Genomic DNA, 26,265 nt, shown 5'->3' with positions numbered 1-26,265 from the left:
GTGACCACGACCGCTCCCGCAACGAGGAACCGGATCCACTTCGGCGTCTTCTTCCAGGGTGTCAACTTCTCGACCATCTGGCACTGGCCGGAGTCGGGTGACCAGATCGCGTTCGAGTCGTTCCGCCGCATCGCGCAGACCGCCGAACGCGGCATCTTCGCCGCGCTCTTCCTCGGGGAGGGGCTCCGGCTGCGCGAGCACCTCGGCGAGATCCACGACCTCGACATCGTCGGGCGGCCCGACGCACAGACGCAGGAGGCCGCCGTCGCCGCGATCACCGAACGGCTCGGGCTCGTCGCGACGCAGAACACGACCTACAACGACCCCGCCGACCTCGCGTACCGGCTCGCGAGCCTGAACCGCCTGAGCGGGGGCCGCAACGGCTGGAACATCGTCACGACGCACAACGCGTGGACGGGCGAGAACTTCCGTCGCGGCGGCTACGTCGCCGACGCCGACCGCTACCGTCACGCCGACGCGTTCGTGAGCGCGGTCAAGGCGATCTGGCGGGCCGGCGACCCCGCCCGCGCGAGCGAGCTGCCGCTGCGCTACCGCGACGACGTCTACGACCTCGAGGTCGCGCGCACCGTGCCGCTCGTCCCCGACGGTCGGCCCGTGCTCATCCAGGCGGGCGACTCGGGGGAGGGGCGCGACTTCGGGGCGAAGCACGCCGATCTCATCTTCACGGGCCACGCCGGATTCGAGGCAGCGAGCGAGTTCGCCGCCGACATCGAGCGGCGGGCGCTCCTCGCGGGCCGTCGGCCCGGCTCGGTCCTCCCGTTCCCCGGCGCGAACTTCGTGATCGGCGACACCGACGCGGAGGCGCAGGAGAAGTGGCGCGAGATCCAGGTCGCCCAGGTGACGCCGCAGACCGCGCTCGCGTACCTCGAACAGTTCTGGGGCACGCGGCTCGACGCCTACGACCCCGACGGGCCGCTGCCCGACATCGATCCCGTCGTGCGCGTCTCGGACGTCACGCGCGGCGCGGGCTTCCAGAACGCCGACGCCAAGCGGACGGCGGACGAGTGGCGCGCGCAGGCGGCGGAGAACGGGTGGTCGATCCGCGAGTTCGTCATCCGCAAGGCCGCGAGCCGCGGCGAGGGCAACGGTTCGTCGGCAGCGTGCAGACCGTCGCCGACACGCTCGAGCGCTACGCCGACGCGGGCAACGTGGGCGGATTCAACATCTCGCCGTACCTGACGCCCACGGGGCTCGACGACATCGTCGACCGGCTCGTGCCCGAGCTGCAGAACCGCGGCGTGTACCCGAGCGAGTACGCGGGGACGACGCTGCTCGAACACCTCGGGCTCGACCCCGAGCTGCCCTGACGACCCGACGAGCCGTCGGTCGCGCCGCGTGTATCGCGGGTGCGGCCGACGGCGTCGGCGGCGCGGCCGATGGCGTGGGCGGTGCGGCCGCCCGCCGCGTCGCGCAGGCGGCGGGCGTCGTCGCGCTCGACCGCGGCGGGACCCGCCACGGCACCGACGCACACCGGCACGTCGACGCCGGATCGACCGCGACGGCGGGCTGACACCCACCTCGAGCTCCGGATCGCCACGCTCCGGACGTCGCGTTACGTCATACGTCACGCCGTTACGCCGGGCTTCACGCGAGTTCGAGGCGGGCGCATCGGCGCGCCTATCTTGGCGTCCGCGGCCCCCGCCAGGGCCGTTCCGAGCCGAGCGACAGGAGCGCCGACGTGACCACCGAGCGACAGGCCGTCGTGATCCCGCGTGCCGGGCTCACCTACGCGGGGAACTACCCCGACGCCGATCCGGCGGGCGGTCTCGAGGAGGGCCTCGAGCTGCTCGTCCTCGCCGAGCGCCTCGGGTACGACACCGTCGGCGTGCGCCAGCGGCACCTCGAGCGCGGCGTCTCGTCGGCCCTCACGGTGCTCGCCGCCGCCTCGCAGCGCACCGAGCGCATCACGCTCGAGACGAACGTCGTGCCGCTCGGGTTCGAGAACCCGTTCCGGCTCGCCGAGGACTTCGCGACCGTGTGGGCGCTCGCGAGGGGCCGGGTCCACGTCGGCATCAGCTCCTCCGCGCCGCACGCCGAGCTGCTCGCACCGCTCGGCCGCCCCGACACCGATCCGCGCACCGACCCGTACGAGCTCATGGCCCGCTTCCTCGATGCCCTCCGCAGCGAGCCGCTCGCCGACGAGCCCCTCCACACGCCGTACGGGCCCGAGCCCGTCCCGCGCCTCCAGCCGCGCATCCCGGACGCCCTGCGCACCGTCTGGCTCGGCGGCGGCTCGAACCGCTCGGTCGACTGGGCCGCGCAGCGCGGCCTCAACCTCCTGCTCGGCAACCTGACGGACGCCGAGGGCGACGCGGGATTCGCCGAGTCGCAGCGCCTGCGCGTGCAGCGCTACCGCGACCGACTCGCACCCCACGGCGAGGGACGCGTCGCGGTCGAACGCGTCCTGCTCCCGACCGACGGTGCCGACGACGCGACGCGCGAGCACTACGCCGCGTACGTCGAGGCGCGCACCGCACGGACGTTCCAGACGCACGGCACGCGTCGCACGGTCATCGCGCCCGACCTCGTCGGTCCCGGTGCACGGATCGCGGAGGCGCTCACGGCCGACCCCGTGTTCGACGGCCGCGTCGAGCTGCGCGTCGCCCTGCCGTACGGCTTCGCACGCACGGAGTACGAGCAGATCCTCCGCGACGTGCGCGAGCACGTCCTGCCCGCCCTCGGCTGGGAGGCCGCATGACCCGCTACATCCTCACCAGACTCGGGCAGGCGCTGCTCGTCGTCTTCGCCGCCTACACGATCGCGTTCTTCCTCCTCTACGTGCTGCCGAGCGACCCCGTCTCGCTCATGCTCGGCACCGATGCGGCGGGCGTGACCGAGGAGCAGCGCGCGCAGCTCGCCCGCCAGTACGGCTTCGACCAGCCCGTCATCGTGCAGTACCTCGGCCGGCTCGGGGCGCTGTTCACGGGCGACCTCGGCTACTCCTTCCAGCAGAGCCGCCCCGTCACCGAGATCCTCGCCGCGGCGATCCCACCGACCCTGCAGCTCGCCTCGCTCGGGTTCCTCGTCGCGCTCGTGTTCGGTCTCGGCATCGGCCTCGCGGCCGCCGCCGGGCGCGACCGCTGGTGGTCGCAGGTGCTCCTCGGGCTCCCGAGCCTCGGCGTCTCGATCCCCGCGTTCTGGTTCGGACTCGTGCTCATCCAGCTGTTCTCGTTCAAGTGGCGCCTGTTCCCCGCCTTCAACGCGGAGGGCCTGTGGGGGCTCGTCCTGCCCGCCATCACGCTCGCGCTGCCCACGGGCGCGATGATCGCGCAGGTGTTCGCGCGCAGCCTCATCACGACCCAGCGGCAGGCGTTCGTGACGACCGCGTGGGCGAAGGGGGCGGGCCCCGGCCACGTCCTGTTCCGCCACGTCACGCGCAACGCGCTCTTCCCCGTCCTCACGATCACGGGCCTCGTCGTCGGTCAGCTGTTCAGCGGGACCGTCGTCACCGAGACGGTGTTCTCCAGGCCGGGGCTCGGGCGCGTCATCGCGACCTCCGTCACGAGCCAGGACATCCCCGTCGTGCTCGGCGCCGTCATCATCGGTGCCGCGCTCTACACGATCGCGAACCTCGTCGTCGACCTCGTCTACCCCCTCATCGACCCGCGCCTGCGCGCCTCGATCGCCCGCGGCGACGGACGGAACGGGCGCCGCGCGGCGACGGCCCCCGAGGCACCGTTCCCGGCGGGTGAGGCGACGGCCGCGGCGCTCACCGGCGTCGACGACGAGGCCACCGACGGTGAGGCCGACCCCGCGACCGACGAACGCACCGAGACGACGTCCGAGACGAAGGAGGCGCTGCGATGACGGTCATCGACGCCGCGGCGGAAACGGTCACCGAGACCCCCACCGACGACCGGGGGACGCACTCGACGGGCCCCACGGGCGAGGGCGAGCAGCGGATCGGGCCGTGGCGCCGGTTCCGCACCTCGTGGCTCGGCACGCCCACGGTCGCACTCGCCGTGCTCTGGCTCGCGCTCGTGCTCGTCGCGGCCGTCGCGCCGTTCCTCCTCACCGCGGGCGACCCGCTCGCGGGGGACATCGCGCAGAAGCTCCTGCCGCCGAGCGGCGACCACTGGTTCGGCACCGATCAGCTCGGTCGCGACATCTACACGCGCACCGTCTACGGCGCGGGCCTCACCGTGCAGGCCGTGCTCGTCGCACTCGCGCTCGGGCTCACGGTCGGCTCCGTGCTCGGCCTCGTGTCTGGCTTCGCGGGCGGTGTCGTCGACGCCGTGCTCATGCGCATCGCCGACATCCTCCTCGCGATCCCGACCCTGCTGCTCTCGCTCGCCGTCATCGTCGCGCTCGGCTTCGGGACGCTCAACGTCGCCGTCGCGGTCGGGATCACGAGCGTCGCGTCGATCTCGCGCGTCATGCGCGCCGAGGTGCTCAAGGTCAAGCAATCGCCCTACATCGAGGCGGCCCGCGCGGGTGGCGCGCGCACGGGACGGATCCTGTTCCGTCACGTGCTCCCGAACTCGCTCGGCCCCGTCATCGTGCTCGGCGTGCTCGAGTTCGGCTCCGCGATCCTCGCGATCTCCGCCCTCAGCTTCCTCGGCTACGGCGCGACGCCGCCGGCCCCCGAGTGGGGCGCGCTCGTCGCCCAGGGGCGCGACTTCCTCGCCGGACAGGGCTGGATCGCGACCCTCCCGGGCCTCGTCGTCGCCGCCTCCGTCCTCTCCGCGAACCGCATCGCGAACGCCCTCGACGATCGGAGCGAGCGATGACCACGACACCGCTGCTCGAGGTCGAGGACCTCCGCCTCGCCTACCGCGGACGCTCCGGCACCGTCGAGGCCGTACGCGGCGTCGCGTTCCAGATCGCGCCGGGCGAGCGGGTCGCGCTCGTCGGCGAGTCCGGCTCCGGCAAGTCGACGATCGCGTCGCGCATCATCGGGCTCCAGGCCCGCTCGCTCGAGACGACCGCGGGCAGCATCCGCTTCCAGGGGCGCGAACTCCTCGACGCGAAGCCACGTGCGCTGCGACACGTCCGCGGCCGCGAGATCGGCTACGTGCCGCAGGACCCGACCGTGTCGCTCAATCCTGTCAAGCGCATCGGTGAGCAGGTCGCGGAGGTCCTCCTGCTCCACCGTCTCGAGCACCGGCGGCTCGTCCACGACTGCGTGCTCGAGGCGCTGCGCGATGCGGGCATCGACGACCCCGAGCTCCGCGCGGGGCAGTACCCGCACGAGCTGTCCGGCGGGCTGCGCCAGCGCGTGCTCATCGCGATCGCACTCATCGCGTCACCCGCGCTGCTCATCGCCGACGAGCCCACGAGCGCGCTCGACGTGACGGTGCAGAAGCGCATCCTCGACCGACTCGACGAGCAGGTCGCGGCCGGTGGCCTCGCGCAACTGTTCATCACGCACGACCTCGGCGTCGCCGCCGATCGCACCGACCGGATCCTCGTGCTGCGGCACGGCGAACTCGTCGAACAGGGCACCCCCGACGAGGTCCTCGGTGCCCCGAAGCACCCCTACACGCAGCAGCTCGTCGACGACGCGCCGAGCCTCCACGCCGTTCGGCGGACCCACACGGCACCGCGCGACGGTGTCGAACTCGAGAAGGTCGACGAGGCGCCGGAGGTGCTCCGTCTCGAGGGCATCGTGAAGGAGTTCCCGCTCCCGCGCGGTGCGGGCGGCGGCGCGTTCCGGGCGGTCGACGACCTCTCGCTCACCGTCCGCCGCGGGCACACGACCGGGCTCGTGGGGGAGAGCGGGTCGGGGAAGACCACGACGGGCCGCATCGCGCTGCGGCTTGAGGCGGCGACCGCCGGCCGTGTGCTGCTCGGCGGCGAGGACATCACCGAGTGGCGCGGCGAACGACTCCGGCACCTGCGCCGCCGCGTGCAGATCGTCCAACAGAACCCCTATGCGGCGCTCAACCCGCGCATGTCGATCGCGCAGATCGTCGCCGAGCCGCTCGCGTCGTTCGGTCTCGACGACCGACGCCGACGCGCCCGGAAGGCCGCCGAGCTCATCGACCGCGTCGCGCTCCCGGCCACGGTCCTGCGCCGATCGCCCGGCGAGCTGAGCGGCGGACAGCGACAGCGCGTCGCGATCGCACGCGCCCTGTCGCTCGAACCCGAGTTCCTGCTCCTCGACGAGCCCGTCTCGGCACTCGACGTGACGGTGCAGGCGCAGATCCTCGACCTGCTCATCGAACTCCAGCACGAGACGGGCATCAGCTACCTCTTCATCTCCCACGACCTGGCCGTCGTCCGCGACCTCGCCCACGAGGTGACCGTCATGCGGAACGGTCGCGTCGTCGAGCAGGGGCCGACCGAGGCGCTCTTCGAACACCCGAGCGCCGCGTACACGCGCGAACTGCTCGACGCCATTCCCGGCGGCGGGCGGGAGCGCGAGGCCGTCGGCTGACCACCCGGTCGTCATCCCCTCCCCGACCACATCCACTCGCCCCGGCACCCGGCTCGCGCCGCGGTCGCATCCAAGCAACAAGAGAAATGAGACACCGATGGCTCGAGTACATCGATCCCGCGGCGCCGCCCTCGCGGCGGGCGCCCTCGCCCTCGTGCTCGCCCTCACGGGCTGCGCGAGCGGCGGCGACGCCGGCGGTGAGGGTGCGGGGGGCGGCACGCTGACGTTCGCGATCGGCAACGACCCCCTCAACTTCAGCCCGAGCGCGAAGGGCGGCAACGGCAACGACACGTGGTACGTGACGCGCCAGCTCTACGACTCCCTCGTCTACTACAACCCCGAGACGAAGGAGGCCGAGCCCTGGCTCGCCGAGTCGTTCGAGGTGAACGAGGACGCGACGCAGTACACGTTCACGCTCCGCGACGACGTCACCTTCTCGGACGGCACCAAGCTCACCGCCAACACCGTCAAGCTGAACTTCGACGACATCAAGGCGGCCGGTGCCGAGTCGTCGGCGGTCGCCTACCTCGCCACCTACGAGGGCACCGAGGTGAGGGACGACCGGACGGCCGTCGTCACGTTCTCCACGCCCAACGCGGCATTCCTCGCGCAGGCCTCGACCGCGACGCTCGGGCTCGTCTCCGACGCCTCGATCGAGGTGCCGTTCGGCGAGCGCAGCGGCGGCACGAACATCTCGGGCTCCGGCCCGTTCGTGCTCGAGTCGTACACGAAGGACCAGTCGACGAAGCTCACGAAGCGCGCCGAGTACGCCTGGGCGCCCGCCGCGTTCGGCAACACGGGGGCCGCATCGCTCGACGCCGTCGAGTTCAACGTGATCCCCGAGGCGGGCAACCGCACGGGTGGGCTCACGAGCGGACAGATCGACGTCGCCGGCGGCATCGCCCCGAACGACATCGAGACCGTGCAGGCGAGCGCCGAGATCGTCGAGCGGCCGAACCCCGGCACCGTGTTCGGCGTCTACTTCAACGAGAAGAACCCGATCATCGCGGACGAGGCCGTGCGCGAGGCCGTCGCGTACGCGGTCGACCCGCAGCAGATCCGCGACGGTGCGCTCAACGACCACTTCGCGGTCGCCACGGGCGTGCTCTCGCAGTCGACCTCCGACTACGCCGACCTGAGCGCGACGCTCCCGAAGACCGACACCGCCAAGGCCGAGTCGCTCCTCGACGCCGCGGGCTGGACGAAGGGCGCGGACGGGATCCGCGAGAAGGACGGGCAGAAGCTCACCTTCCGCATCACGTACATCAACAACTTTGGCCCGAACGCCGACAGCATCGCGCTGCTCCAGCAGCAGCTCCAGGCCGTCGGCATCGGTTCGGAGCAGATCAGCGGCACGGTGCCGGAGTTCCAGGAGTCGATCACCTCGGGCGAGTACGAGATCGCGTGGCGCAACCTCTCCTCGGTCGACGCCGATGTGCTCCGTCTCGACTTCAGTGACGTCGGCACGACGAACTGGCCCGTGAGCGACCCCGCCCTCAACCAACAGCTCATCGACCAGGCCACGATCGGTGACCCGGCCGCGCGCACGGCCGAGCTGAAGACGATCCAGGAGGAGCTCATCGCGGGGCACCACTTCGTGCCGGTGCACGAGCTCACGACCGTCGTGGGCGTCGGCTCGGGCGTGACGGGCATCCAGCTCGGTGCCGACTCGCGCCTCGACCTGCTCGTGAACGTGAAGAAGGGCTGAGCGCGCCTCACCTCTCCCGAATCAGCCCATGAATACCGGGTGGTTTTCGGGGTTCCGGTTGCCCCGGAACCCCGAAAACCACCCGGTATTCATCTGTGCGCTCGGTCGCGATGTCGTGACCGGGCGCCCGTTCCGTTCAGCCATCGGCCGATCCACGTCGGGCGGACGAGCCACCGGTACGTCGCGAGGAGCACGACCGTCGTGACGGTGAGCGTGCCGAGCAGCTTCACGCCGAGGGGGAGCGGCAGATCGGCGACGAACGCCTCGAGACCGACGAGCACGACGAGGTGCATGAGGTACATCCAGTAGGACGCGTCCGCGAGCAGACGGATCCACCGACGCTCGCGTCGCAGGAACCGGACGGCGCCACCGATGAGCGCGTACACCGTCGCCCATGCCGCGATCGCGCAGACCGGGGCCCAGACGTACACGGGCAGGACTCCGACGTCACCGACGACACCCGTCACGACGAGCGCCGTGGGCAGTGCGACGAGGGCCACGGCGACGTTCTGCCATGTGTACGTCGCGAGCCGTTCCAGCGCACGGCCGTCACTCGCGAGCAGCCAGCCGACCACGAACGCGCCGAGGTAGCTGCACAGCGCCACCGGATCGGGAACGAGCGTCGACGGGGCGACGACGCCCGAGGGATCCCCCTGGACGAGCAGCGTCGCGACGGACGGGAGCGCGGCGACGAGCACACCCCAGGGTGACGTCAGCACTCGAGTACACCGTGCCGCGGCGCGTGCGCTCCACCGCGGAGCGACGCGCACGAGGATCGCGCGCGCGACGACGGCGACGAGGATGCACTGCGTCAACACCCACAGGAACCAGAGATGGCCGAGGTCGAAGGCCGCGAGGAGCCCGCCGTCGTGCGCGGGCCGGACGAGTGACGCCCCGGTCGCATCCGCGTGCGCCTGTGCGATGAGCCCGAGCGGGAGCACGGCGACCGGCCAGAACACGAACGGCGGCAGCGTCACACGGAGCCCGCGATCGCGCAGGAAGGCACGGGTCCCGTGCCTGGCACGCGAGCGGTTCGCGAAGTAGCCCGCGATGACGAGGAACAGCGACATGCGGAACAGGTGGATGATCGAGATCACGGCGAGCGGCCACGTCGCCTGCGTCGTGTCGGAGACGAGCCAGGGCATGCCGATCGTGAACGGCATGAGGGCGTGCAGCAGGATACCGAGGAGCAGCGCTCCAGCGCGCACGGCGTCGAGTCCGTGGATCCGCGACGTTCGGACCGTGCTCGGCGCGGTCGCCCCGGGAGGGACCGGGTGTTCGCTCATGCGGGCGTCGTCCCGTCCACTCGAAGGGCATCGAGCGCCCCGGCCAGCAGGCGACGGGCATCGGCGTGTGTGCGCTGCCCCAGGAGCACCGTGCTCGGCACGGCGTCGAGCAGCGTCCACAGGGTCTCGGCCGCGATCCGCGGGTCAACGTCCGGCCGAACGACGCCCTGGGCGCGCGCCCCGTCGAGGAGGCCGGTCAGCATCGAGACGACGAGCCCCGGGCCGCCGCGGAGGAGTTCGGCAGTGGCCGGGTCGTGCAGGGCCGCGGCGAGAAACATCCCGCGGACGCGTTCGAACCTGAGGTTGGTGGCATCGTCGCTCATGACGGCGTCGACGATCTCCTCGATCACCCGGAACGGCGTCGGGTTCCGCAGGGCGGAGACGGCGTCGCGGATGCGCTCCCCGCGACGCTCCTGCACGTAGCGCAGCACGAAATGCAGCATGTCGTCACGGGTGGGGAAGGAGTGCTGGACGCTGCCCATCGAGTGCCCGCTCCGCTCCGCCACCGCCCGCAGCGTCGCGGCATGGAGGCCGTGCTCGCTCGCGACGGCGACGACCGCGTGGGCGAGCTCCCGTTTGCGTTGTTCGTGATCGATGACCTTCGGCACGATGCGCTCCGTCCTTAATAATGCACTTGCATTATAACCGCGACGGTCGAGCCGCCCACAAGCCCCCAAGCCCCGCCGCCCGCGGCACCCACCCCCACCCGTCGCCCCGGACGCAGGCGGAGTTCCGGGTGGTTCTCGGGGTTCCGGGGCACCCGGAACCCCGAGAAGCACCCGGTATTCGTGCGGGGGAGTGCCTGAGAAGTCGTCGGGTCGACGCGCTCGCCGTTGCTTCGCGGTGTGCGGGCGGCCCATAATGTCGGACCGCGTGATGCCCGGTGAATGAGGGCGAAGGAGACCCCATGAACTTGCACGCAACACCCGCGCCGACCTCGGACGTCCCGACGGGCCGCATCGTCCTCGTCGCCGCGACGGCCGCGCTCGGCGGCTTCCTGTTCGGCTACGACACGGCCGTCATCAACGGAGCCGTGGGCGCCATCGGCAGCCGGTTCGGCGTCGATGGCGTCGTGCTCGGATTCACGGTGGCGTCCGCCCTGCTCGGCTGCGCCGTCGGCGCCTGGTACGCGGGGCGGGTCGCCGACCGGTACGGGCGCATCCGCGTCATGCTCATCGCTGCCGTCCTGTTCGTCGTCAGCTCCATCGGCTGCGGGCTCGCGTTCTCCGTCTGGGACCTCTCGGTCTGGCGCATCGTCGGGGGCCTCGGCGTCGGCGCAGCATCCGTCATCGCCCCGGCCTACATCGCCGAGGTGTCGCCACCGCACCTGCGCGGTCGCCTCGGGTCGCTGCAGCAGCTCGCGATCGTGTCGGGCATCTTCGTCGCGCTGCTCGTCGACTTCGGCATCGTCGCGCTCGCGGGCAGCGCGTCGGCGCCGTGGCTCCTCGGCCTCGAGGCCTGGCGGTGGATGTTCGTGTCCGAGGTCGTGCCGGCCGTGCTGTACGGCGTGCTCGCGCTCACGATCCCCGAATCCCCGCGCTTCCTCGTGTCGAAGGGACGGACCGACGAGGCGAAGGAGGTGCTGCGCCGATTCGTCGGTGGTGACATCGAGGTCACGACCGCGTCGATCCAGGTCACCTACCGTGGGCAGCTCGAGCGCCCGAAGCTCGACGTGCTGCGTGCCCCGTCGGGCGGGCTGCTGCCGATCGTGTGGATCGGGATCGCGCTGTCGATCCTGCAGCAGTTCACGGGCATCAACGTGATCTTCTACTACTCGTCGGTGCTGTGGCAGGCGGTCGGTTTCAGCGAGCAGGACTCGCTCGTCATCACCGTCATCACGTCGGTCACGAACATCGTGACGACGATCGTCGCGATCATGCTCGTCGACCGGGTCGGGCGCAAGCCGCTCCTTTTCGTCGGGGCGATCGGGCAGTTCGTGAGTCTCGGGACGCTCGCGGTCGTGTTCGCGACGGCACCGATCGTCGGCGGTCAGCCGATGCTCGAGGGGGCGGCGGGGCCGATCGCCCTCGTCGCGGCGAATCTGTTCGTCGTGTTCTTCGGATGCTCGTGGGGGCCCGTCGTGTGGGTGCTGCTGGGGGAGATGTTCAGCAACCGCATCCGAGCGATCGCGCTCTCCGTCGCGGCGGCGGCGCAGTGGATCGCGAACTTCGTCATCTCGACGACGTTCCCCGTGCTCTCGTCGATCGGACTCGGGGTCGCCTACGGCGTCTACACGCTCTTCGCGTTCGTCGCGGTGCTGTTCGTGTGGCGGTTCATCACCGAGACGAAGGGCAAGGCGCTGGAGGACATGGACGATTGACGGGTCCGCGGGCCGCGACGGGGTAGCTCCGGCGTGTTCCGGGCGAGAACCGGGCTTCCGGCTGGCCCCGAACCCCGGTTTTCGCCCGGAACACGGCGTGGGGGCGCCCTGGGTGCGCCCGTGGTCCGGCACGCAGCTCAGTGGCCGAGGAGGAACCGGTTGAGAAGGTTCGAGAACTCGGTCGGCGACGCCGTGTTGAGTTCGTGTCGTCCGCCCGACAGGATCTCGAGCGATGCGTTCGCGATGCCCGCCGCGAGTTCGCGCGCCGCGGGCAGGTTGGGTCGATCGCGTTCGCCGCACACGACGAGCGTGCGCGCGGTGATGTCGCCGAGTTCGGTGCGGAAGTCGGCGGCGGCGGCCGCATCCACGACGGCGAGGACCCGTGCTCGATCGAGGCCCGGCTGCGCGACGACCCGCTCGGGGAGGACGCCCATGACGAGGCGCTGGACGCGCATGAGGGCCCGGTTCGGGTGGACCTGTCCCGCCGAGAGGACGAGCGAGGCGACGCGTGCCGGGTGGTCGATCGCGAATCGTGTCGCGACCATCGCGCCGAGCGAGAGCCCGCACACGTGCGCCCGCTCGACGCCGAGCCGATCGAGTTCGTCCCGGACGGCGTCGCTCGCCGCCTCGAGCGTGAACGTCGGGGTGTCGTCACCGCCCGGTGCGAGCCCGGCGATCGTCGGCGCGACGCCGGTGAATCCCTCGAGCAGGTTCGCGATCTGGTGCGACCACGACGACGGCCTGGCACCGAGGCCGTGCAGGAACAGGACGGTCTGGGGTCGGGGCGTCATGGCCGAATGCTAGCGATCGTCACGGCGGCACGACCATGCAGGAAACCGGGTGGTTTTCGGGGTTCGGGGTGACCCGGAACCCCGAAAACCACCCGGTTCACCGGTGTGGCGTTGGGCGGTGCTCGTCAGGGGCGGCCGCGGAGCGCGGCCTGCTTGACCTCGGCGATCGCCTGCGTGATCTGGATACCGCGGGGGCACGCCTCGGTGCAGTTGAAGGTCGTGCGGCAGCGCCACACGCCCTCCTTGTCGTTGAGGATGTCGAGGCGGACCTTCGCGTCCTCGTCGCGCGAGTCGAAGATGAAGCGGTGCGCGTTCACGATCGCGGCGGGGCCGAAGTACTGGCCGTCGGTCCAGAACACGGGGCACGAGGTCGTGCACGCCGCGCACAGGATGCACTTGGTCGTGTCGTCGAAGCGCTCGCGCTGCGCGATCGACTGGATGCGCTCCTTCTCGGGCTTGTCGGTCGCGACGAGGAAGGGCTTGACCTCCTTGTACGCCTCGAAGAAGGGCTCCATGTCGACGACGAGGTCCTTCTCCAGCGGCAGGCCCTTGATGGCCTCCACGTAGACGGGCTTCGAGATGTCGAGGTCCTTGACGAGGGTCTTGCACGCGAGCCGGTTGCGGCCGTTGATGCGCATCGCGTCGGATCCGCAGACGCCGTGCGCGCACGAGCGGCGGAACGTCAGCGAGCCGTCCTGGTCCCACTTGATGCGGTGCAGTGCGTCGAGGATGCGGTCGGTCGAGTACATCTCGACGTCGAACGCCTCCCAGTACGGCTCCTGGTCGCGCTCGGGGTCGTAGCGACGGATGTTGAGCGTGACGACGAAGGGCTTGGGGGCCTCAATGGGCTGCTCTGCGGTCTCTGACACGTCGATCCTCCTCAGTACTTGCGCTCGGTCGGCTCGTAGCGCGTCACGCGCACGGGCTTCTTGTCGAGGCGGATGTGGTCGGACGGGTCGGCCGACTTCCGGTCGCCCGTCAGGTACGCCATGGTGTGGTGCATCCAGTTCACGTCGTCGCGCTTGGGGAAGTCGTCGCGCATGTGCCCGCCGCGCGATTCCTCGCGGGTGAGCGCGCAGTACACGAGCACCTCGGCGAGGTCGAGCAGGAATCCGAGCTCGATGCCCTCGAGCAGCTCGGTGTTGAAGCGCTTGCCCTTGTCGTGCACCGAGATGTTGCGGTAGCGCTCGCGCAGCGAGTGGATGACGCGCGAGGCCTCGTTGAGTGTGTCCGCCGTGCGGAACACCTGCGCGTTGACGTCCATCGTCTCCTGCAGCTCGCGGCGGATGCCGGCGACCGACTCGGTGCCGGTGGCCTGCTGCAGGAGGTCGACCATGCCGCGCACGCCCGCGGCCGGGTCGTCGGGCAGGGGAACGTAGTCGGCGGTCTTCACGTACTCGACCGCCCTGCGGCCCGAGCGCTTGCCGAACACGTTGATGTCGAGCAGCGAGTTCGTGCCGAGGCGGTTCGAGCCGTGCACGGAGACGCACGCGCACTCGCCCGCGGCGTAGAGGCCGGGGACGACGGTGTCGTTGTCGGAGAGGACCTCGGCGTCGTTGTTCGTGGGGATGCCGCCCATCGCGTAGTGCGCGGTGGGGTAGACGGGCACGGGCTCGGTGACGGGGTCGACGCCGAGGTACGTGCGCGCGAACTCGGTGATGTCGGGGAGCTTCGTCTCGAGCACCTCGGCACCGAGGTGGGTGCAGTCGAGGTAGACGTAGTCCTTGTGCGGACCGGCACCGCGTCCGTCGAGCACCTCCTGCACCATCGAGCGAGCGACGATGTCGCGGGGGGCGAGGTCCTTGATCGTCGGCGCGTAGCGCTCCATGAAGCGCTCGCCGGATGCGTTGCGGAGGATCGCGCCCTCACCGCGCGCGCCCTCGGTGAGGAGGATGCCGAGGCCCGCGAGGCCCGTCGGGTGGAACTGGAAGAACTCCATGTCCTCGAGCGGCAGGCCCTGGCGCCACACGATGCCCATGCCGTCGCCCGTGAGCGTGTGGGCGTTCGAGGTGGTCTTGAAGACCTTGCCGAAGCCGCCCGTCGCGTAGATGAACGCCTTGCCCTGGAAGACGTGCAGCTCGCCCGTCTTGAGCTCGAGCGCGACGATCGCGGAGGGACGGCGGACGCCGTCGACCTCGGTCATGACCATGTCGAGCGCGTAGAACTCGTTGAAGAACTTCACGTCGTGCTTGACGCAGTTCTGGTACAGCGTCTGGAGGATCATGTGGCCCGTGCGGTCGGCCGCGTAGCAGGCGCGGCGCACGGGGCTCTTGCCGTGGTCGCGCGTGTGCCCACCGAAGCGGCGCTGGTCGATGCGACCCTCGGGCGTGCGGTTGAAGGGGAGGCCCATGTTCTCGAGGTCGAGGACCGCGTCGATGGCTTCCTTCGCGAGGATCTCGGCCGAGTCCTGGTCGACGATGTAGTCACCGCCCTTGACGGTGTCGTACGTGTGCCACTCCCAGTTGTCCTCCTCGACGTTCGCGAGCGCCGCGGCCATGCCGCCCTGCGCCGCGCCCGTGTGCGAGCGAGTGGGGTAGAGCTTCGTGATGACGGCCGTGTCGGCTCCCTGCGCGGCCTCGATCGCGGCGCGCATGCCGGCGCCACCGGCACCGATGATCACGATCTCGTGCTGGTGGTAGTGGACACCGTCGATGGTGCGGACGGGAGCGGGGTTCTCTGCCATGTGAGGTGGTGTTCTCTCTAACGTTCCGTGTGGCGACGACTCAGGCGGCGCAGAAGCTCGGGAGGAGGTCGGCCGGCGAGCCCGCGGGACACGGGTCGAACGTGATGATGACGAGCAGGCCGAGCACGATGAGGGCGAACGACGCGAGGCCGACGATCCACACGAGTGCCTTGCGGGTGGTCTCGCGGGCGACGTAGTCGTTGATGACGGTGCGCATGCCGTTCGCGCCGTGCACGAGGCCGAGCACGAGCATGAGGCCGTCCCAGACCTGCCAGAACGGGTTCGAGAGCTTGCCGCCGACGAACGCGAAGTCGATGGCCTTGATGCCGTCGCCGACCATGAGGTTGGCGAAGAGGTGGCCGAAGATGAGGACGACGAGGACGACGCCCGACGCGCGCATGTAGACCCAGCCCGCGCGTTCCCAGTTGATGCCCCGGCGTCGCTCCGCGAACGGGGTGCGGGGGTATTCGATCGATTCGATGGTCATGTCGATTCCCCGTTCCTAGTGGCTGAAGACGTTCATGAGGTGGCGGGGCGCGAAGCCGGCCATGGTCACGAACCAGATCGCCATGACGATCCAGAACATGAGGCGCTGGTGCTTCGCGCCACCGGGCAGGAAGTCGATGAGGATGATGCGCAGGCCGTTGAACGCGTGGTACGCGATCGCGCCCACGAGGACGACCTCGCCGAGGCCCATGATGGGCGTCTTGTAGGCGTGCATGGCCGCGTTGTAGGCCTCGGGGCTGACGCGGACGAGGGCCGTGTCGAGCACGTGCACGAGCAGGAAGAAGAAGATGGAGATGCCCGTGATGCGGTGCAGCACCCAGGACCACATGCCTTCGGTGCCGCGGTAGAGGGTGCCGCCGAAGCGGTCCTTCTTCGCAGGGTTGCCGGGAGTGCCCGGAGCCCCTTGCCTGGCCTCAACAGCTGACACGATTTCCCCTCACGTCGGTTCGTCGGAGTTCGACCCGTGCGTCGGCGGCCGGGTCCTCACGCTGCCCACCTCGTGCGAGGGAGGGGCAGGGCTGCACGCTCCCAGGGTAGTCCCATTTTTGAAGGATGCTTGACCACTCGGCCCGGATGGTGTAGTTAGGCGTGCCTAACCTATGTTGGCGTCGCCCGCGCGCGGCTGCACGCGAGTGGCCCGCCCGGCATCGTCGGGCGGGGCGTCGTGCGGCACTCGATCAGCGCGAGGTGGCCGCTCGGGCGGCACGGCGCTCTGCGGCGGCCTCGTAGTGCTCGAGGAGTTCGTCGCAGATCGACGACCAGGTGCGCGTGAGCACGCGTCGGCGGCCCGCCTCGCCGAAGCGCGAGCGGAGTTCGGGATCGGCCACGAGGCGCGCGACGGCGCCCCGCATCGACGCGTCGCCGGGCGAGTCGGGATCGAAGAGGAAGCCGTCGACGCCGTCGTCGATGAGGTCGATGGGGCCGCCCGCGCGGGGGGCGACGACGGGGAGTCCGCTCGCGTGCGCCTCCTGCACCGTCTGCCCGAACGTCTCCTCGGTGCCCGCGTGCACGAAGACGTCGAAGCTCGCGTAGGCGCGCGCGAGCGCCGTGCCGGAGAGGCGTCCCGCGTACTCGACGGGCATGCCGCGCAGTGCACGTCGCAGGCTCGGCATCGAGGGGCCGTCGCCGACGACGACGAGGCGCATGCGGTCGAGGCCGCGGAGCGCCGCGAGTCGCTCGACCTGCTTCTCCGGTGCCACACGCCCCACGTAGCCGACGACGACGCGTCCGCCCGAGCGCAGCCGCTCGGCGAGTTTCGCCGTCACGGGGTCCTGCCGGTTGCGCGGGTGGTAGGTCTCGATGTCGACGCCGCGCCCCCAGCGCGCGAGCGGGCCGATGCGTGCGGCCGTGAGGTCGGCCATGGACGCGTCCGAGGGGACGAGCGTGAGGTCGGCGGCGAGGTGGATGCGACGGATCGCCCACCAGGCGAAGGACTCCATCGCGGACAGGTGGTTGCGGCGCGTGTAGCCCGCGATGTCGGTCTGGAACACCGCGACCGACGGCACGCCGCTGCGTCTGGCGGCCTGCAGTGCCTGTGCGCCGAGCAGGAACGGGCTCGCCGCGTGGACCACGTCGGGTGCGAAGTCGTCGAGGAGCCGCTGCACCTGGCGGTTCGGGAGGCCGACGGGGAACTGCCGGTACGCGATGGCGGGAACCCGCTTGACGGGGAAGCCCGCGTAGGACGGCGGCGCCCCCGCGTCCGGGGCGATCACCATCGCGTGGTGGCCCTGCGCGGCGAGGTGATCGAGCACCTTGCACACGCTGTTCGTGACCCCGTTGGTGGTGGGAAGGAAACTCTCGGTGACCACGGCGACGCGCATGCGGGCAGCGTAGGCCGGGCGTGCGACCGGCCGGTGGCGTGCGGGTGAACGCGCCGTCCGTCCCGCGGTGTCCCTCGGTGGGATGACGTTCGTCGCCGCCCGGGGGAGCGGGGCGGTGTGTCCGGCCGCGAGGACCGGTCGCGTGGCCGATCCCGCAGCGGCCGATCGCACGTAGGCTGGCCCGCATGCTCAGCGCGCTCGACCGCTTCCACAGTGTGATCCCCGCCGGAGGTGTCGGCTCGAGGCTGTGGCCGCTCTCGCGCGCGGCGGCCCCGAAGTTCCTGCACGACGTCACGGGATCCGGGGTGACGCTCCTGCGGGGGACGTGGGAGCGGCTCGTGCCGCTCTCGGGCGTCGAGCGCACGCTCGTCGTCACGGGGCGCGCGCACGAGGCCGAGGTGCGGGAGCAGCTGCCGGAGCTGCGCTGCGACAACATCGTCCTCGAGTCGGAGGGGCGTGAGTCGACGGCCGCGATCGGCCTGGCCGCCGCGATCCTCGTGCGGCGGGACCCCGATGCGATCGTGGGATCGTTCGCGGCGGATCACCTCATCGGCTCCGACGAGCGATTCCTCGCGGCGGTGCGGGAGGCCGTCGCGGTCGCCGACACGGGGCAGATCGTCACGATCGGCATCCAGCCCTACGAACCCGCGACGGGGTTCGGCTACATCCGCGCGGGGGCACCGCTCGTGATCGCCGGTGCGCCGAGCGCGCGCGCCGTCGACGCGTTCGTCGAGAAGCCGAGCCTCGCGCGGGCGCGCCGGTATCTCGCCTCGGGCGAGTACCTCTGGAACGCGGGCATGTTCATCGCCCGCGCCGATCGTCTGCTCGAGGAGATCGCCGCGAACCGACCGGAGCTCGCTCGCGGCCTCGGCGAGATCGCCGACGCGTGGACGACGGATGCGCGCGACGAGGTGTGCGCCCGGGTGTGGCCCGGCCTCGAGAAGATCGCGATCGACTACACGGTCGCCGAACCGGCCGCGAAGCGCGGCGTGCTCGCGGTCATCCCCGGCTACTTCCAGTGGGACGACGTGGGTGACTTCGCGTCGGTCTCGCGCCTGCGACAGGCGGAGGCGGAGGCGGGGACCGACGTCGTCGTCTCCGGTGATGCGTCCAGGGTCGTGAGTGTCGACGCGCGGGGCCTCGTCATCACGGGTGGGGGGCGCGTCGTGGCGGTCGCCGGCCTCGACGACGTCGTCGTGGTCGACACGCCCGATGCGCTGCTCGTGACGACGCGCGCGAAGGCGCAGGAGGTCAAGCAGATCGTGGAGGAACTGCGCGCCCAGGGGCTCGTCGACGTCCTCTGACCCCGCGACGCGTCACGGCGGCGCTCGCGCGGCCGCGAGCGCGTGGTGTCGGGTCGGCTGGCACCGCGGATCACGATCTCATATCGTCACATTGACGAGTATGGATCGGGCGTGAGGCGCGACCCTACGCTGAGCGAATGATCCGTACCCGCACCGCCGCGGTGGCCGCCGTGTCCACCACCGTCCTCCTGCTCGCCGGCTGCCAGTCCGCGCCCGACCCGGCCCCGACCGACGCGGCGGCGAGCGACTACCTCGCGTGCATGGTCGCGAACAGCGGCAACATCCAGGACCGCTCCTTCAACCAGGCGGTCTACGAGTCGCTCCAGGCCGCGAAGGCCGAGTACGGCATCGACACGCGCGAGACGGTCTCGCAGTCGAGCGCCGACTACGAGACGAATCTCGCGGCGATGGTCACCGAGGGATGCGACTACATCGTGACCGTCGGATGGGAGCTCGCGGAGGCGACGGCCGCGTCCGCCGCGGCGAACACCGACATCACCTACTCCATCGTCGACGAGCAGGTCGAGGGCGACAACGTGCGCTCGATCGTGCACGACACGGCGCAGGCGTCGTTCCTCGCCGGCTACCTCTCCGCCGGGCTGTCGAAGACGGGCGTCGTCGGCACCTTCGGTGGTGGCAACCAGCCGCCCGTCACCGTGTTCATGGACGGGTTCGCCGACGGGGTCGCGTACTTCAATGAACAGAAGAGCGCCGAGGTGCGCGTCGTCGGCTGGGACCGACAGGCGCAACAGGGCTCGTTCACCGACGACTTCACGAACTCGAACACGGCCAAGACCGTCGCGGCGGGCCTCATCGCGCAGGGGGCCGACATCATCATGCCGGTTGCCGCGCAGGCCGGGGAGGGCGCTGCGGCGGCCTCGCTCGAGGCGGGCGGCGGTGTCGGCATCGTGTGGGTCGACTCCGACGGCTACGAGGTGCTCGGCGACGCCTACAAGCCGCTGCTCGTCACGACCGTCGAGAAGCACATGCAGGGTGCGATCCTCGAGGTCATCGGCTCCGACCTCGACGGCACGTTCCAGGCGGGCAACTACGTCGGGACGCTCGCGAACGACGGCGTCGGACTCGCCGACTACCACGACTGGGCAGATCGCGTGACGCCCGAGATGCAGGCCGAACTCGACGCGATCACGCAGCGGATCGAGTCCGGCGAACTCGTCGTCGAGTCGCCCTCCTCGCCGACCGAGTGAGCCCGCCGCCGCTCCGAGCCGCGGTGGGCGACGGGTTCCCCGGCATCGCACGACGGGGCGGCGACACGCGGCGGTGCTGTGCGCGCACACCAGCGGGCGCACCGCACCGCCGCGGGTGCGCTGGCGGAGAGCGACAAACGACGCGCGGACGTCCGACGGGCATGGCAGGCTTGTGTGCAGCGGTGACCCCCGACGCCGTCGACCCGCCCGTCGCGCCGAAGCGGCAATGCAACGGTCGCGTTTCGATTGCGAGGCGCGACCGGGCACCGGGCCCACTCGTGGCTAGGGTCTATAGCCACCGTCGCGCGTGACGCGTGACGGTCAACACCTGATCGAAGGAATTTCCGTGGCACTCTCCAACAGAACCCGCACGGCAGCGATCGCCGCCCTCGGCGTCGCTTCCCTCGCACTCACGGCCTGCGGCCAGGCACCCGAAGAGCCCGCGAACGGTGGCAACGGCGCCACCGATTACACGGCCTGCATGGTGTCGGACGAGGGCGGCTTCGACGACAAGTCGTTCAACGAACTCGCCCACAACGGCCTCACGAAGGCCGCCGAGGAGCTCGGCGTGAAGACGCTCGAGTCCGAGTCGCAGAGCGCCGACGACTACGAGCCGGCCCTCACCGAGATGATCAACCAGGGCTGCAACCTCATCATCCCCGTCGGCTTCAAGCTCGCCGACGCGACGCAGGCCGCCGCCGACGCGAACGCGAACGTGGACTTCGCGATAGTCGACGTCGACTACCTCCAGGGCGACAACATCCTCGGCCTCAACTACGACACGGCGCAGGCCGCGTTCCTCGCGGGCTACGCCGCCGCGGGCTACTCGAAGTCGGGCACCGTCGCGACCTACGGCGGCAGCGCGATCCCGTCCGTCCAGATCTTCATGGACGGCTTCGCGAAGGGTGTCGAGCACTACAACGAGGCCAAGGGCACGCAGGTCAAGGTGCTCGGCTGGGACCCCGCGTCGGCGACGGGTGAGTTCGTCGGGAACTTCACCGACAACGTCCGCGCGAACCAGATCACGCAGGGCTTCCTGAGCCAGGGCGCCGACGTGATCCTCCCCGTCGGCGGCCCGCTCTACCAGGGCGCCGCCGAGGCCATCAAGGCCGGTGGCTCGGACGCCGTCATCCTCGGTGTCGACTCCGACCTCGCCAAGGCCGACGAGCAGTACGCCGACATCATCCTCGTGTCGATCATGAAGGGCCTCGACACGACCGTGTTCGACGCGATCAAGCAGGGCGTCGACGGCACGTTCACGGCGGGTACCTACACGGGCACGCTCGAGAACGAGGGCGTCGGCCTGTCGGGCTTCGGCGCGTTCGAGGACAAGCTCCCCGAGGGCATGACCGGCGAGCTCGACACGCTCAAGGCCGACATCATCGCGGGCACGTACCCCGACATCTCGCAGTTCTCGCCCAAGGTCCAGCAGGACTGACCCGGCACCGGTGACACGGGCGGGGGCGGTTCGCACCACCCCCGCCCCGTGTCGTCACCCCGACTCCCGGCCGCGCGTCCGCACGGCCGCCGACGGACAGGCAAGGACGCAGTGAAACTCGAACTCAGGGGCATCACCAAGCGATTCGGATCGTTCACGGCCAACGATCACATCGACCTCGTCGTCGAACCGGGCGAGATCCATGCGCTCCTCGGCGAGAACGGCGCCGGCAAGTCGACCCTCATGAACGTGCTCTACGGCCTCTATCAGGCCGACGAGGGCACGATCCTCCTCGACGACGTCGAACAGCACTTCGCCGGCCCCGGCGACGCCATGGCCGCCGGTATCGGCATGGTCCACCAGCACTTCATGCTCATCCCCGTCTTCACGGTCGCCGAGAACGTCATGCTCGGGCACGAACCCACGCGCGGCGGCGTCCTCCTCGACCTCGACACGGCCCGCTCGCGCGTGCGCGAGATCTCCGAGCGCTTCGGCTTCAACGTCGATCCCGATGCACTCGTCGAGCACCTCCCCGTGGGCGCGCAGCAGCGGGTCGAGATCATCAAGGCCCTCGCGCTCAACGCCGAGGTGCTCGTCCTCGACGAACCCACGGCCGTGCTCACGCCGCAGGAGACGGACGAGCTCATGGAGATCATGGACCAGCTCCGCGCCAGCGGGAAGTCCATCGTCTTCATCAGCCACAAGCTCCGCGAGGTGCGCAAGGTCGCCGACCGCATCACCGTCATCCGCCGTGGGAAGGTCGTCGGCACGGCGCTCCCGAGCGAGTCGAACGAGGAACTCGCGGCGAAGATGGTCGGCCGCGCGGTCGACCTCTCGGTCGAGAAGGACCCGCCGACGCTCGGCGAGACGACGTTCCGCGTCGCGAACCTCACCGTGTTCGACGAGACGGGGCACAAGCAGGTCGACGACCTGAGCTTCGAGGTCGCCGAGGGCGAGATCCTCGTCATCGCGGGCGTGCAGGGCAACGGGCAGACCGAGCTCACGGAGGCGATCCTCGGCCTGCAGAAGAAGGCGCTCGGCTCGATCACGCTCGACGGCGAGGAACTCCTCGGCCGCTCCGTCAAGAAGACCCTCGACGCGGGCCTCGGCTTCGTGCCCGAGGACCGCACGGTCGACGGCATCGTCGCGGAGTTCACGATCACCGAGAACATGGTGCTCGACCGTGCCGACCGGCCGCCGTTCGCGAAGGGCATCGCCCTCGACCTCGGGGCGATGCGCGACTTCGCGCTGAAGGGCATCGAGGACTACGACGTGCGCACGCCCTCGATCGACACGCCCGCCGGGCGTCTTTCGGGCGGTAACCAGCAGAAGGTCGTGCTCGCGCGCGAGCTCGGCCGCGAGCTGCGCATGTTCATCGCGTCGCAACCGACCCGAGGGCTCGACGTCGGCTCGATCGAGTTCGTGCACGAGCAGATCGTGCGCGTCCGCGACACGGGCATCCCGGTCATCATCGTGTCGACCGAGCTCGACGAGGTCGTCGAGCTCGCCGACCGCATCATGGTGATGTACCAGGGCCGCAGCGTCGGCATCGTCGATCCGACCACGTCACGAGAGGCACTTGGACAGATGATGGCGGGGATCCCGGCATGACCGACACGAACGGCACCTCCGGCGACGCGGCACCCACGAACGCCGCCTCGCCCGCGAAGACGGGTGGCGGCACCCCGCCGCCGCCACCGAATCCCAGCCTCCTCGGCCGCGCCCCCGCCGACCACCCGTGGTCGGGCGTGTGGCGCGACATCCTCGGCGGCGGCCCGCTTCGCTCGTTCGTCGCGATCGTGCTCGCCCTGTTCATCGGCTCGCTCCTCGTCGTCCTCACGAGCGAGGACGTGCGCGAGGCCTCCGGCTACTTCTTCGCGCGGCCCGGCGACACGTTCGCCGCGATCGGCGCGGTCGTCGGCGGTGCGTTCCGCGCCGTGTGGGAGGGCGCGGTCTACAGCCCGCGCACGGGCTTCGCGCCGCTCACCTCGACGCTCATGTGGGCCACCCCCCTCATCTCGGCCGGTCTCGGCGTCGCGATCGGCTTCCGCGCCGGCCTGTTCAACATCGGTGGCCGCGGGCAGATCCTCATCGCCGCCCTGTTCGTCGGGTTCATCGGCGCGTCGACGCCGATGCCGGTCGTCGTGCACCTCCTCGTCGCCGTCTTCGCGGGCCTCGTCGGCGGCTCCATCTGGGCCGGCATCGCCGGGTTCCTCAAGGCGCGCACGGGCGCGCACGAGGTGATCGTCACGATCATGCTCAACTACGTGGCGCTCAATCTCGTCACCTACCTCCTGAAGATCCAGCCCTTCCAGGCGGACGGGGCGAGCGGCAACCCGAAGGCGAAGCCGATCCTCGAATCCGCGCAGCTCCCCGACCTCGTCGGCAGCATGGATCTCGGGTTCGTGCTCGCCATCCTCGCCGCCGTCGTCTACTGGTGGATCATGGACCGCTCGACGATCGGCTTCAAGATCCGCGCCGTCGGTCAGAACCCGCACGCCGCACGGACGGCGGGCATCAACGTCGAGGGCATCACGTTCCTCACGATGGCCCTCTCGGGCGCGTTCATGGGGCTCGCTGGCGCGACCCAGGTGCTCGGTCGGGCGACGAGCGGCTACGACCCGGGCGTCGACGCCGGCATCGGCTTCGACGCGATCACGGTCGCGCTCCTCGGTGCGAACCATCCCGTCGGCATCGTGCTCGCCGGGCTCCTGTTCGGCGCACTCAAGGCCGGGTCGTTCCCCATGCAGATCGTCGAGGGCATCCCGATCGACATCGTGAGCGTCATCCAGGGCCTCATCGTGCTGTTCATCGCGGCGCCGCCGCTCATCCGCCGGATCTTCTTCCTCCCGAAGCCGTCCGGCATCTCGCTGCTCGACCGCGTCCGCGCACAGCGCGCGCTCGACGGGAAACGCGGCGAGTCGACGCCGGAGGTGAAGGCATGACCACGACCATCCCATCGAGCGATCCGGTCGAGCTGCCGGAGGCCTCGACGAAGGCCGAGGTGCGGACGACGCGCAGTTGGAAGTCGCCGATCGCGTTCACGTTCTTCGCGCTCGTCGTCCTCGTCGTGTTCGGCTTCCTCGCGGCGCCCGACAAGACGAGCCGGATCGACCTGAACGATCCGACGGTACCGTTCAGCATCCCGCCGCTCGAGCTGCCCGCGATGCTCACGAACATCGTGATCGGCGTGCTCCTGCTCGCGATCGCGGGCTGGTCGTTCCGGCTCGCCGCCCGCGGCGCCACGACGCCGATCTGGCTCGTCGTCGTGTTCGGCGCACTGTGGGTGTTCGCGCTCATCGTGTTCGTCGGCGCGGGCGCGAACGTGCCGCTCACGTGGCTCCTCACGGGGACGCTCGCACTGTCGACACCGCTCATCTTCGGTTCCATGGCGGGCCTCGTCTCCGAGCGCGTCGGCGTCGTCAACATCGCGATCGAGGGGCAGTTGCTCGCGGGTGCGTTCGCGTCGGCACTCATCGCGAGCGCGACCGGCAGCCCGTTCGTCGGGCTCCTCGGGGCGATCGTCGCGGGCGTGCTCGTGTCGGTGATCCTCGCGGTGTTCTCGATCGTCTACTGGGTCGAGCAGGTCGTCGTCGGTGTCGTCATCAACATGCTCGTCATCGGCCTCACGAACTTCCTCTACTCGGCCGTCATGGTGCCCGATGCGGCGACGTTCAACTCGCCGCCGAAGTACGCCGTGTGGTCGATCCCGCTGCTGAACGACATCCCGATCATCGGGCCGCTGCTGTTCCAGAACACGCTCATCATCTACCTCATGTTCCTGCTCGTGCCGGCGCTCTACATCGCGCTGTTCCACACGAAGTGGGGCCTGAGGCTGCGCGCCGTGGGTGAGCACCCGAAGGCCGCCGACACGGTCGGCATCAAGGTCAATCCCACGCGCTTCTGGAACGTGCTGCTCTCCGGTGCGATCGCCGGCGCGGGCGGATCGTTCTTCACGCTCGGCGCGGTCGGCGCGTTCGGCCGCGAGATGACCTCCGGACAGGGCTACATCGCCCTCGCGGCGCTCATCTTCGGACGCTGGCACCCGCTCTACGCGGCGCTCGCGGCGCTCCTGTTCGGATTCGCCTCGAACCTCAAGACGCTCGCGTCGCAGGTCGGGGCACAGATCCCGCCGGAGCTGCTCGCCATGATCCCGTACGTCGTCACGATCCTCGCGGTCGCTGGCTTCGTCGGGCAGTCCCGCGCGCCCGCCGCGAGCGGCAAGCCGTACTTCAAGTCGTGACGGTCGAGGAAGCGGGCGACGGCGCCGTGCAGGGCCGTTCGCTCGCGCAGGACGTGGACTGGGCGGCGCTGCGCGCGGCCGCCGACGAGGTCGCCACTCGGGCGTACGCGCCGTACTCGGGCTACCGCGTCGGCGCCGCGGCCCTCGTCGACGACGGCCGCACGGTCGTCGGCTGCAACGTCGAGAACGCGAGCTACGGGGTCGGCCTGTGCGCCGAGTGCGGGCTCGTGTCGGCGCTCCACGCGTCGGGCGGTGGACGCCTCGTCGCATTCACGTGCGTCAACGGGCTCGGCGAGACGATCATGCCGTGCGGGCGGTGTCGCCAATTGCTCTACGAACAGTCGGCACCCGGCATGCTCCTCGAGACCGTCTCCGGCATCCGCACGATCGACGAGGTCCTGCCCGACGCGTTCGGGCCGCGCGACCTCGACCACGTCGCCGCCGCGGGATCCTGAATCGTGGTCGCGCGGCGAGCACGTCGGCCGGCCGGACCGGCCGGGGACACGCCGCACGCCGCGCGGCCGACCGCACCCGTTCCCACCATCCGCCGAACCGAC

24 protein-coding genes are annotated in these 26,265 nt (G+C 70.5%); 16 read left to right on the top strand and 8 right to left on the bottom strand.

Annotated features, from left to right (window positions below; translation table 11 throughout):
• From HNR16_RS12470 to HNR16_RS12445, 8 genes are all read left to right on the top strand, one after another.
• The gene (locus HNR16_RS12470; protein WP_225737800.1) at positions 1-1,200 is read left to right on the top strand and encodes an LLM class flavin-dependent oxidoreductase; all 1,200 of its coding nucleotides are present in this window, start codon (positions 1-3) and stop codon (positions 1,198-1,200) included.
• The gene (locus tag HNR16_RS18350) at positions 1,170-1,328 is read left to right on the top strand and encodes a hypothetical protein (RefSeq protein ID WP_225737801.1); all 159 of its coding nucleotides are present in this window, start codon (positions 1,170-1,172) and stop codon (positions 1,326-1,328) included. The genes HNR16_RS12470 and HNR16_RS18350 overlap by 31 nt, the downstream gene beginning before the upstream one ends.
• 74 nt (positions 1,329-1,402) lie before the next feature.
• The gene (locus tag HNR16_RS18650; RefSeq protein ID WP_276509190.1) at positions 1,403-1,531 is read left to right on the top strand and encodes a hypothetical protein; all 129 of its coding nucleotides are present in this window, start codon (positions 1,403-1,405) and stop codon (positions 1,529-1,531) included.
• A gap of 168 nt (positions 1,532-1,699) precedes the next feature.
• The gene (locus HNR16_RS12465) at positions 1,700-2,719 is read left to right on the top strand and encodes an LLM class flavin-dependent oxidoreductase (RefSeq protein ID WP_218868444.1); all 1,020 of its coding nucleotides are present in this window, start codon (positions 1,700-1,702) and stop codon (positions 2,717-2,719) included.
• Positions 2,716-3,828, top strand: coding sequence for an ABC transporter permease (locus HNR16_RS12460; protein ID WP_158039926.1), 1,113 nt, complete (start codon positions 2,716-2,718; stop codon positions 3,826-3,828). Before HNR16_RS12465 ends, HNR16_RS12460 begins: the two co-directional genes overlap by 4 nt.
• Positions 3,825-4,751 carry an ABC transporter permease gene (locus tag HNR16_RS12455; RefSeq protein ID WP_158039927.1) on the top strand — a complete coding sequence of 309 codons (927 nt, stop codon included), beginning with the start codon at positions 3,825-3,827 and terminating at the stop codon, positions 4,749-4,751. Before HNR16_RS12460 ends, HNR16_RS12455 begins: the two co-directional genes overlap by 4 nt.
• Positions 4,748-6,400 (top strand): dipeptide ABC transporter ATP-binding protein, encoded by a 1,653-nt coding sequence (locus HNR16_RS12450; RefSeq protein ID WP_158039928.1) that lies wholly within the window; start codon positions 4,748-4,750, stop codon positions 6,398-6,400. Before HNR16_RS12455 ends, HNR16_RS12450 begins: the two co-directional genes overlap by 4 nt.
• Before the next feature lie 97 nt (positions 6,401-6,497).
• Positions 6,498-8,108 (top strand): ABC transporter substrate-binding protein, encoded by a 1,611-nt coding sequence (locus tag HNR16_RS12445; RefSeq protein ID WP_158039929.1) that lies wholly within the window; start codon positions 6,498-6,500, stop codon positions 8,106-8,108.
• Between the two features lie 89 nt (positions 8,109-8,197).
• On the opposite strand, the gene HNR16_RS12440 is transcribed toward HNR16_RS12445, so the two are convergent.
• Both HNR16_RS12440 and HNR16_RS12435 read right to left on the bottom strand, forming a co-directional pair.
• Positions 8,198-9,394, bottom strand: a complete 1,197-nt coding sequence (locus HNR16_RS12440) for an acyltransferase family protein (protein WP_158039930.1) — start codon at positions 9,392-9,394, stop codon at positions 8,198-8,200.
• A complete protein-coding gene (locus HNR16_RS12435; RefSeq protein ID WP_179558241.1) occupies positions 9,391-10,002 on the bottom strand; it encodes a TetR/AcrR family transcriptional regulator in 612 nt (203 codons plus the stop codon). The genes HNR16_RS12440 and HNR16_RS12435 overlap by 4 nt, the downstream gene beginning before the upstream one ends.
• A 299-nt stretch (positions 10,003-10,301) precedes the next feature.
• Between HNR16_RS12435 and HNR16_RS12430 the strand changes: the two genes are divergently transcribed.
• A complete protein-coding gene (locus tag HNR16_RS12430) occupies positions 10,302-11,714 on the top strand; it encodes a sugar porter family MFS transporter (protein WP_158039932.1) in 1,413 nt (470 codons plus the stop codon).
• A 137-nt stretch (positions 11,715-11,851) separates the two neighbouring features.
• Here the strand turns inward: HNR16_RS12430 and HNR16_RS12425 are convergent, their stop codons facing one another.
• From HNR16_RS12425 to HNR16_RS12400, 6 genes are all read right to left on the bottom strand, one after another.
• Positions 11,852-12,505, bottom strand: coding sequence for an alpha/beta fold hydrolase (locus tag HNR16_RS12425; protein ID WP_158039933.1), 654 nt, complete (start codon positions 12,503-12,505; stop codon positions 11,852-11,854).
• Positions 12,506-12,630: 125 nt separating this feature from the next.
• Positions 12,631-13,380 carry a succinate dehydrogenase iron-sulfur subunit gene (locus tag HNR16_RS12420; protein WP_158040043.1) on the bottom strand — a complete coding sequence of 250 codons (750 nt, stop codon included), beginning with the start codon at positions 13,378-13,380 and terminating at the stop codon, positions 12,631-12,633.
• A 5-nt stretch (positions 13,381-13,385) separates the two neighbouring features.
• Positions 13,386-15,188, bottom strand: coding sequence for a succinate dehydrogenase flavoprotein subunit (gene sdhA / locus HNR16_RS12415; protein WP_158039934.1), 1,803 nt, complete (start codon positions 15,186-15,188; stop codon positions 13,386-13,388).
• 40 nt (positions 15,189-15,228) lie between these two features.
• On the bottom strand, positions 15,229-15,675 hold the full coding sequence (gene sdhD / locus HNR16_RS12410; protein ID WP_179558240.1) for a succinate dehydrogenase, hydrophobic membrane anchor protein: 447 nt from the start codon (positions 15,673-15,675) through the stop codon (positions 15,229-15,231).
• Between the two features lie 15 nt (positions 15,676-15,690).
• The gene (gene sdhC, locus HNR16_RS12405; protein ID WP_225737802.1) at positions 15,691-16,122 is read right to left on the bottom strand and encodes a succinate dehydrogenase, cytochrome b556 subunit; all 432 of its coding nucleotides are present in this window, start codon (positions 16,120-16,122) and stop codon (positions 15,691-15,693) included.
• A gap of 250 nt (positions 16,123-16,372) precedes the next feature.
• Positions 16,373-17,515, bottom strand: coding sequence for a glycosyltransferase family 4 protein (locus tag HNR16_RS12400; protein WP_158039935.1), 1,143 nt, complete (start codon positions 17,513-17,515; stop codon positions 16,373-16,375).
• Positions 17,516-17,700: 185 nt separating this feature from the next.
• Between HNR16_RS12400 and HNR16_RS12395 the strand changes: the two genes are divergently transcribed.
• The 7 genes from HNR16_RS12395 to HNR16_RS12365 all read left to right on the top strand — a co-directional run bounded on the left by HNR16_RS12395 (position 17,701) and on the right by HNR16_RS12365 (position 26,163).
• The gene (locus tag HNR16_RS12395) at positions 17,701-18,819 is read left to right on the top strand and encodes a mannose-1-phosphate guanylyltransferase (RefSeq protein ID WP_158039936.1); all 1,119 of its coding nucleotides are present in this window, start codon (positions 17,701-17,703) and stop codon (positions 18,817-18,819) included.
• Between the two features lie 137 nt (positions 18,820-18,956).
• Complete coding sequence (locus tag HNR16_RS12390) at positions 18,957-20,027, top strand: BMP family lipoprotein (protein ID WP_158039937.1); 1,071 nt, start codon at positions 18,957-18,959, stop codon at positions 20,025-20,027.
• A 346-nt stretch (positions 20,028-20,373) separates the two neighbouring features.
• Complete coding sequence (locus HNR16_RS12385; protein ID WP_225737803.1) at positions 20,374-21,465, top strand: BMP family lipoprotein; 1,092 nt, start codon at positions 20,374-20,376, stop codon at positions 21,463-21,465.
• Between the two features lie 111 nt (positions 21,466-21,576).
• Positions 21,577-23,076 carry an ABC transporter ATP-binding protein gene (locus HNR16_RS12380; protein ID WP_158039938.1) on the top strand — a complete coding sequence of 500 codons (1,500 nt, stop codon included), beginning with the start codon at positions 21,577-21,579 and terminating at the stop codon, positions 23,074-23,076.
• Positions 23,073-24,410 carry an ABC transporter permease gene (locus tag HNR16_RS12375; protein WP_158039939.1) on the top strand — a complete coding sequence of 446 codons (1,338 nt, stop codon included), beginning with the start codon at positions 23,073-23,075 and terminating at the stop codon, positions 24,408-24,410. The genes HNR16_RS12380 and HNR16_RS12375 overlap by 4 nt, the downstream gene beginning before the upstream one ends.
• A complete protein-coding gene (locus HNR16_RS12370) occupies positions 24,407-25,708 on the top strand; it encodes an ABC transporter permease (protein WP_158039940.1) in 1,302 nt (433 codons plus the stop codon). Before HNR16_RS12375 ends, HNR16_RS12370 begins: the two co-directional genes overlap by 4 nt.
• A complete protein-coding gene (locus HNR16_RS12365; protein WP_158039941.1) occupies positions 25,705-26,163 on the top strand; it encodes a cytidine deaminase in 459 nt (152 codons plus the stop codon). Before HNR16_RS12370 ends, HNR16_RS12365 begins: the two co-directional genes overlap by 4 nt.
• Positions 26,164-26,265 lie beyond the last annotated feature (102 nt).

This window comes from Pseudoclavibacter chungangensis (assembly GCF_013410545.1).
Classification (GTDB): Bacteria; Actinomycetota; Actinomycetes; order Actinomycetales; family Microbacteriaceae; genus Pseudoclavibacter; species Pseudoclavibacter chungangensis.
The sequence above is the reverse complement of the archived record's forward strand: the minus strand, read 5'-3'. Positions and strand labels throughout refer to the sequence as shown.

Excerpts from the sequence above, each read along its gene's own strand:
- HNR16_RS12460 (WP_158039926.1), top strand. The coding sequence starts at position 2,716 with ATGACCCGCTACATCCTCACCAGACTCGGGCAGGCGCTGCTCGTCGTC.
- HNR16_RS12455 (WP_158039927.1), top strand. The coding sequence starts at position 3,825 with ATGACGGTCATCGACGCCGCGGCGGAAACGGTCACCGAGACCCCCACC.
- HNR16_RS12450 (WP_158039928.1), top strand. The coding sequence starts at position 4,748 with ATGACCACGACACCGCTGCTCGAGGTCGAGGACCTCCGCCTCGCCTAC.
- HNR16_RS12445 (WP_158039929.1), top strand. The coding sequence starts at position 6,498 with ATGGCTCGAGTACATCGATCCCGCGGCGCCGCCCTCGCGGCGGGCGCC.
- HNR16_RS12440 (WP_158039930.1), bottom strand. The coding sequence starts at position 9,394 with ATGAGCGAACACCCGGTCCCTCCCGGGGCGACCGCGCCGAGCACGGTC.
- HNR16_RS12430 (WP_158039932.1), top strand. The coding sequence starts at position 10,302 with ATGAACTTGCACGCAACACCCGCGCCGACCTCGGACGTCCCGACGGGC.
- HNR16_RS12425 (WP_158039933.1), bottom strand. The coding sequence starts at position 12,505 with ATGACGCCCCGACCCCAGACCGTCCTGTTCCTGCACGGCCTCGGTGCC.
- sdhA (WP_158039934.1), bottom strand. The coding sequence starts at position 15,188 with ATGGCAGAGAACCCCGCTCCCGTCCGCACCATCGACGGTGTCCACTAC.
- sdhD (WP_179558240.1), bottom strand. The coding sequence starts at position 15,675 with ATGACCATCGAATCGATCGAATACCCCCGCACCCCGTTCGCGGAGCGA.
- HNR16_RS12400 (WP_158039935.1), bottom strand. The coding sequence starts at position 17,515 with ATGCGCGTCGCCGTGGTCACCGAGAGTTTCCTTCCCACCACCAACGGG.
- HNR16_RS12395 (WP_158039936.1), top strand. The coding sequence starts at position 17,701 with ATGCTCAGCGCGCTCGACCGCTTCCACAGTGTGATCCCCGCCGGAGGT.
- HNR16_RS12390 (WP_158039937.1), top strand. The coding sequence starts at position 18,957 with ATGATCCGTACCCGCACCGCCGCGGTGGCCGCCGTGTCCACCACCGTC.
- HNR16_RS12375 (WP_158039939.1), top strand. The coding sequence starts at position 23,073 with ATGACCGACACGAACGGCACCTCCGGCGACGCGGCACCCACGAACGCC.
- HNR16_RS12370 (WP_158039940.1), top strand. The coding sequence starts at position 24,407 with ATGACCACGACCATCCCATCGAGCGATCCGGTCGAGCTGCCGGAGGCC.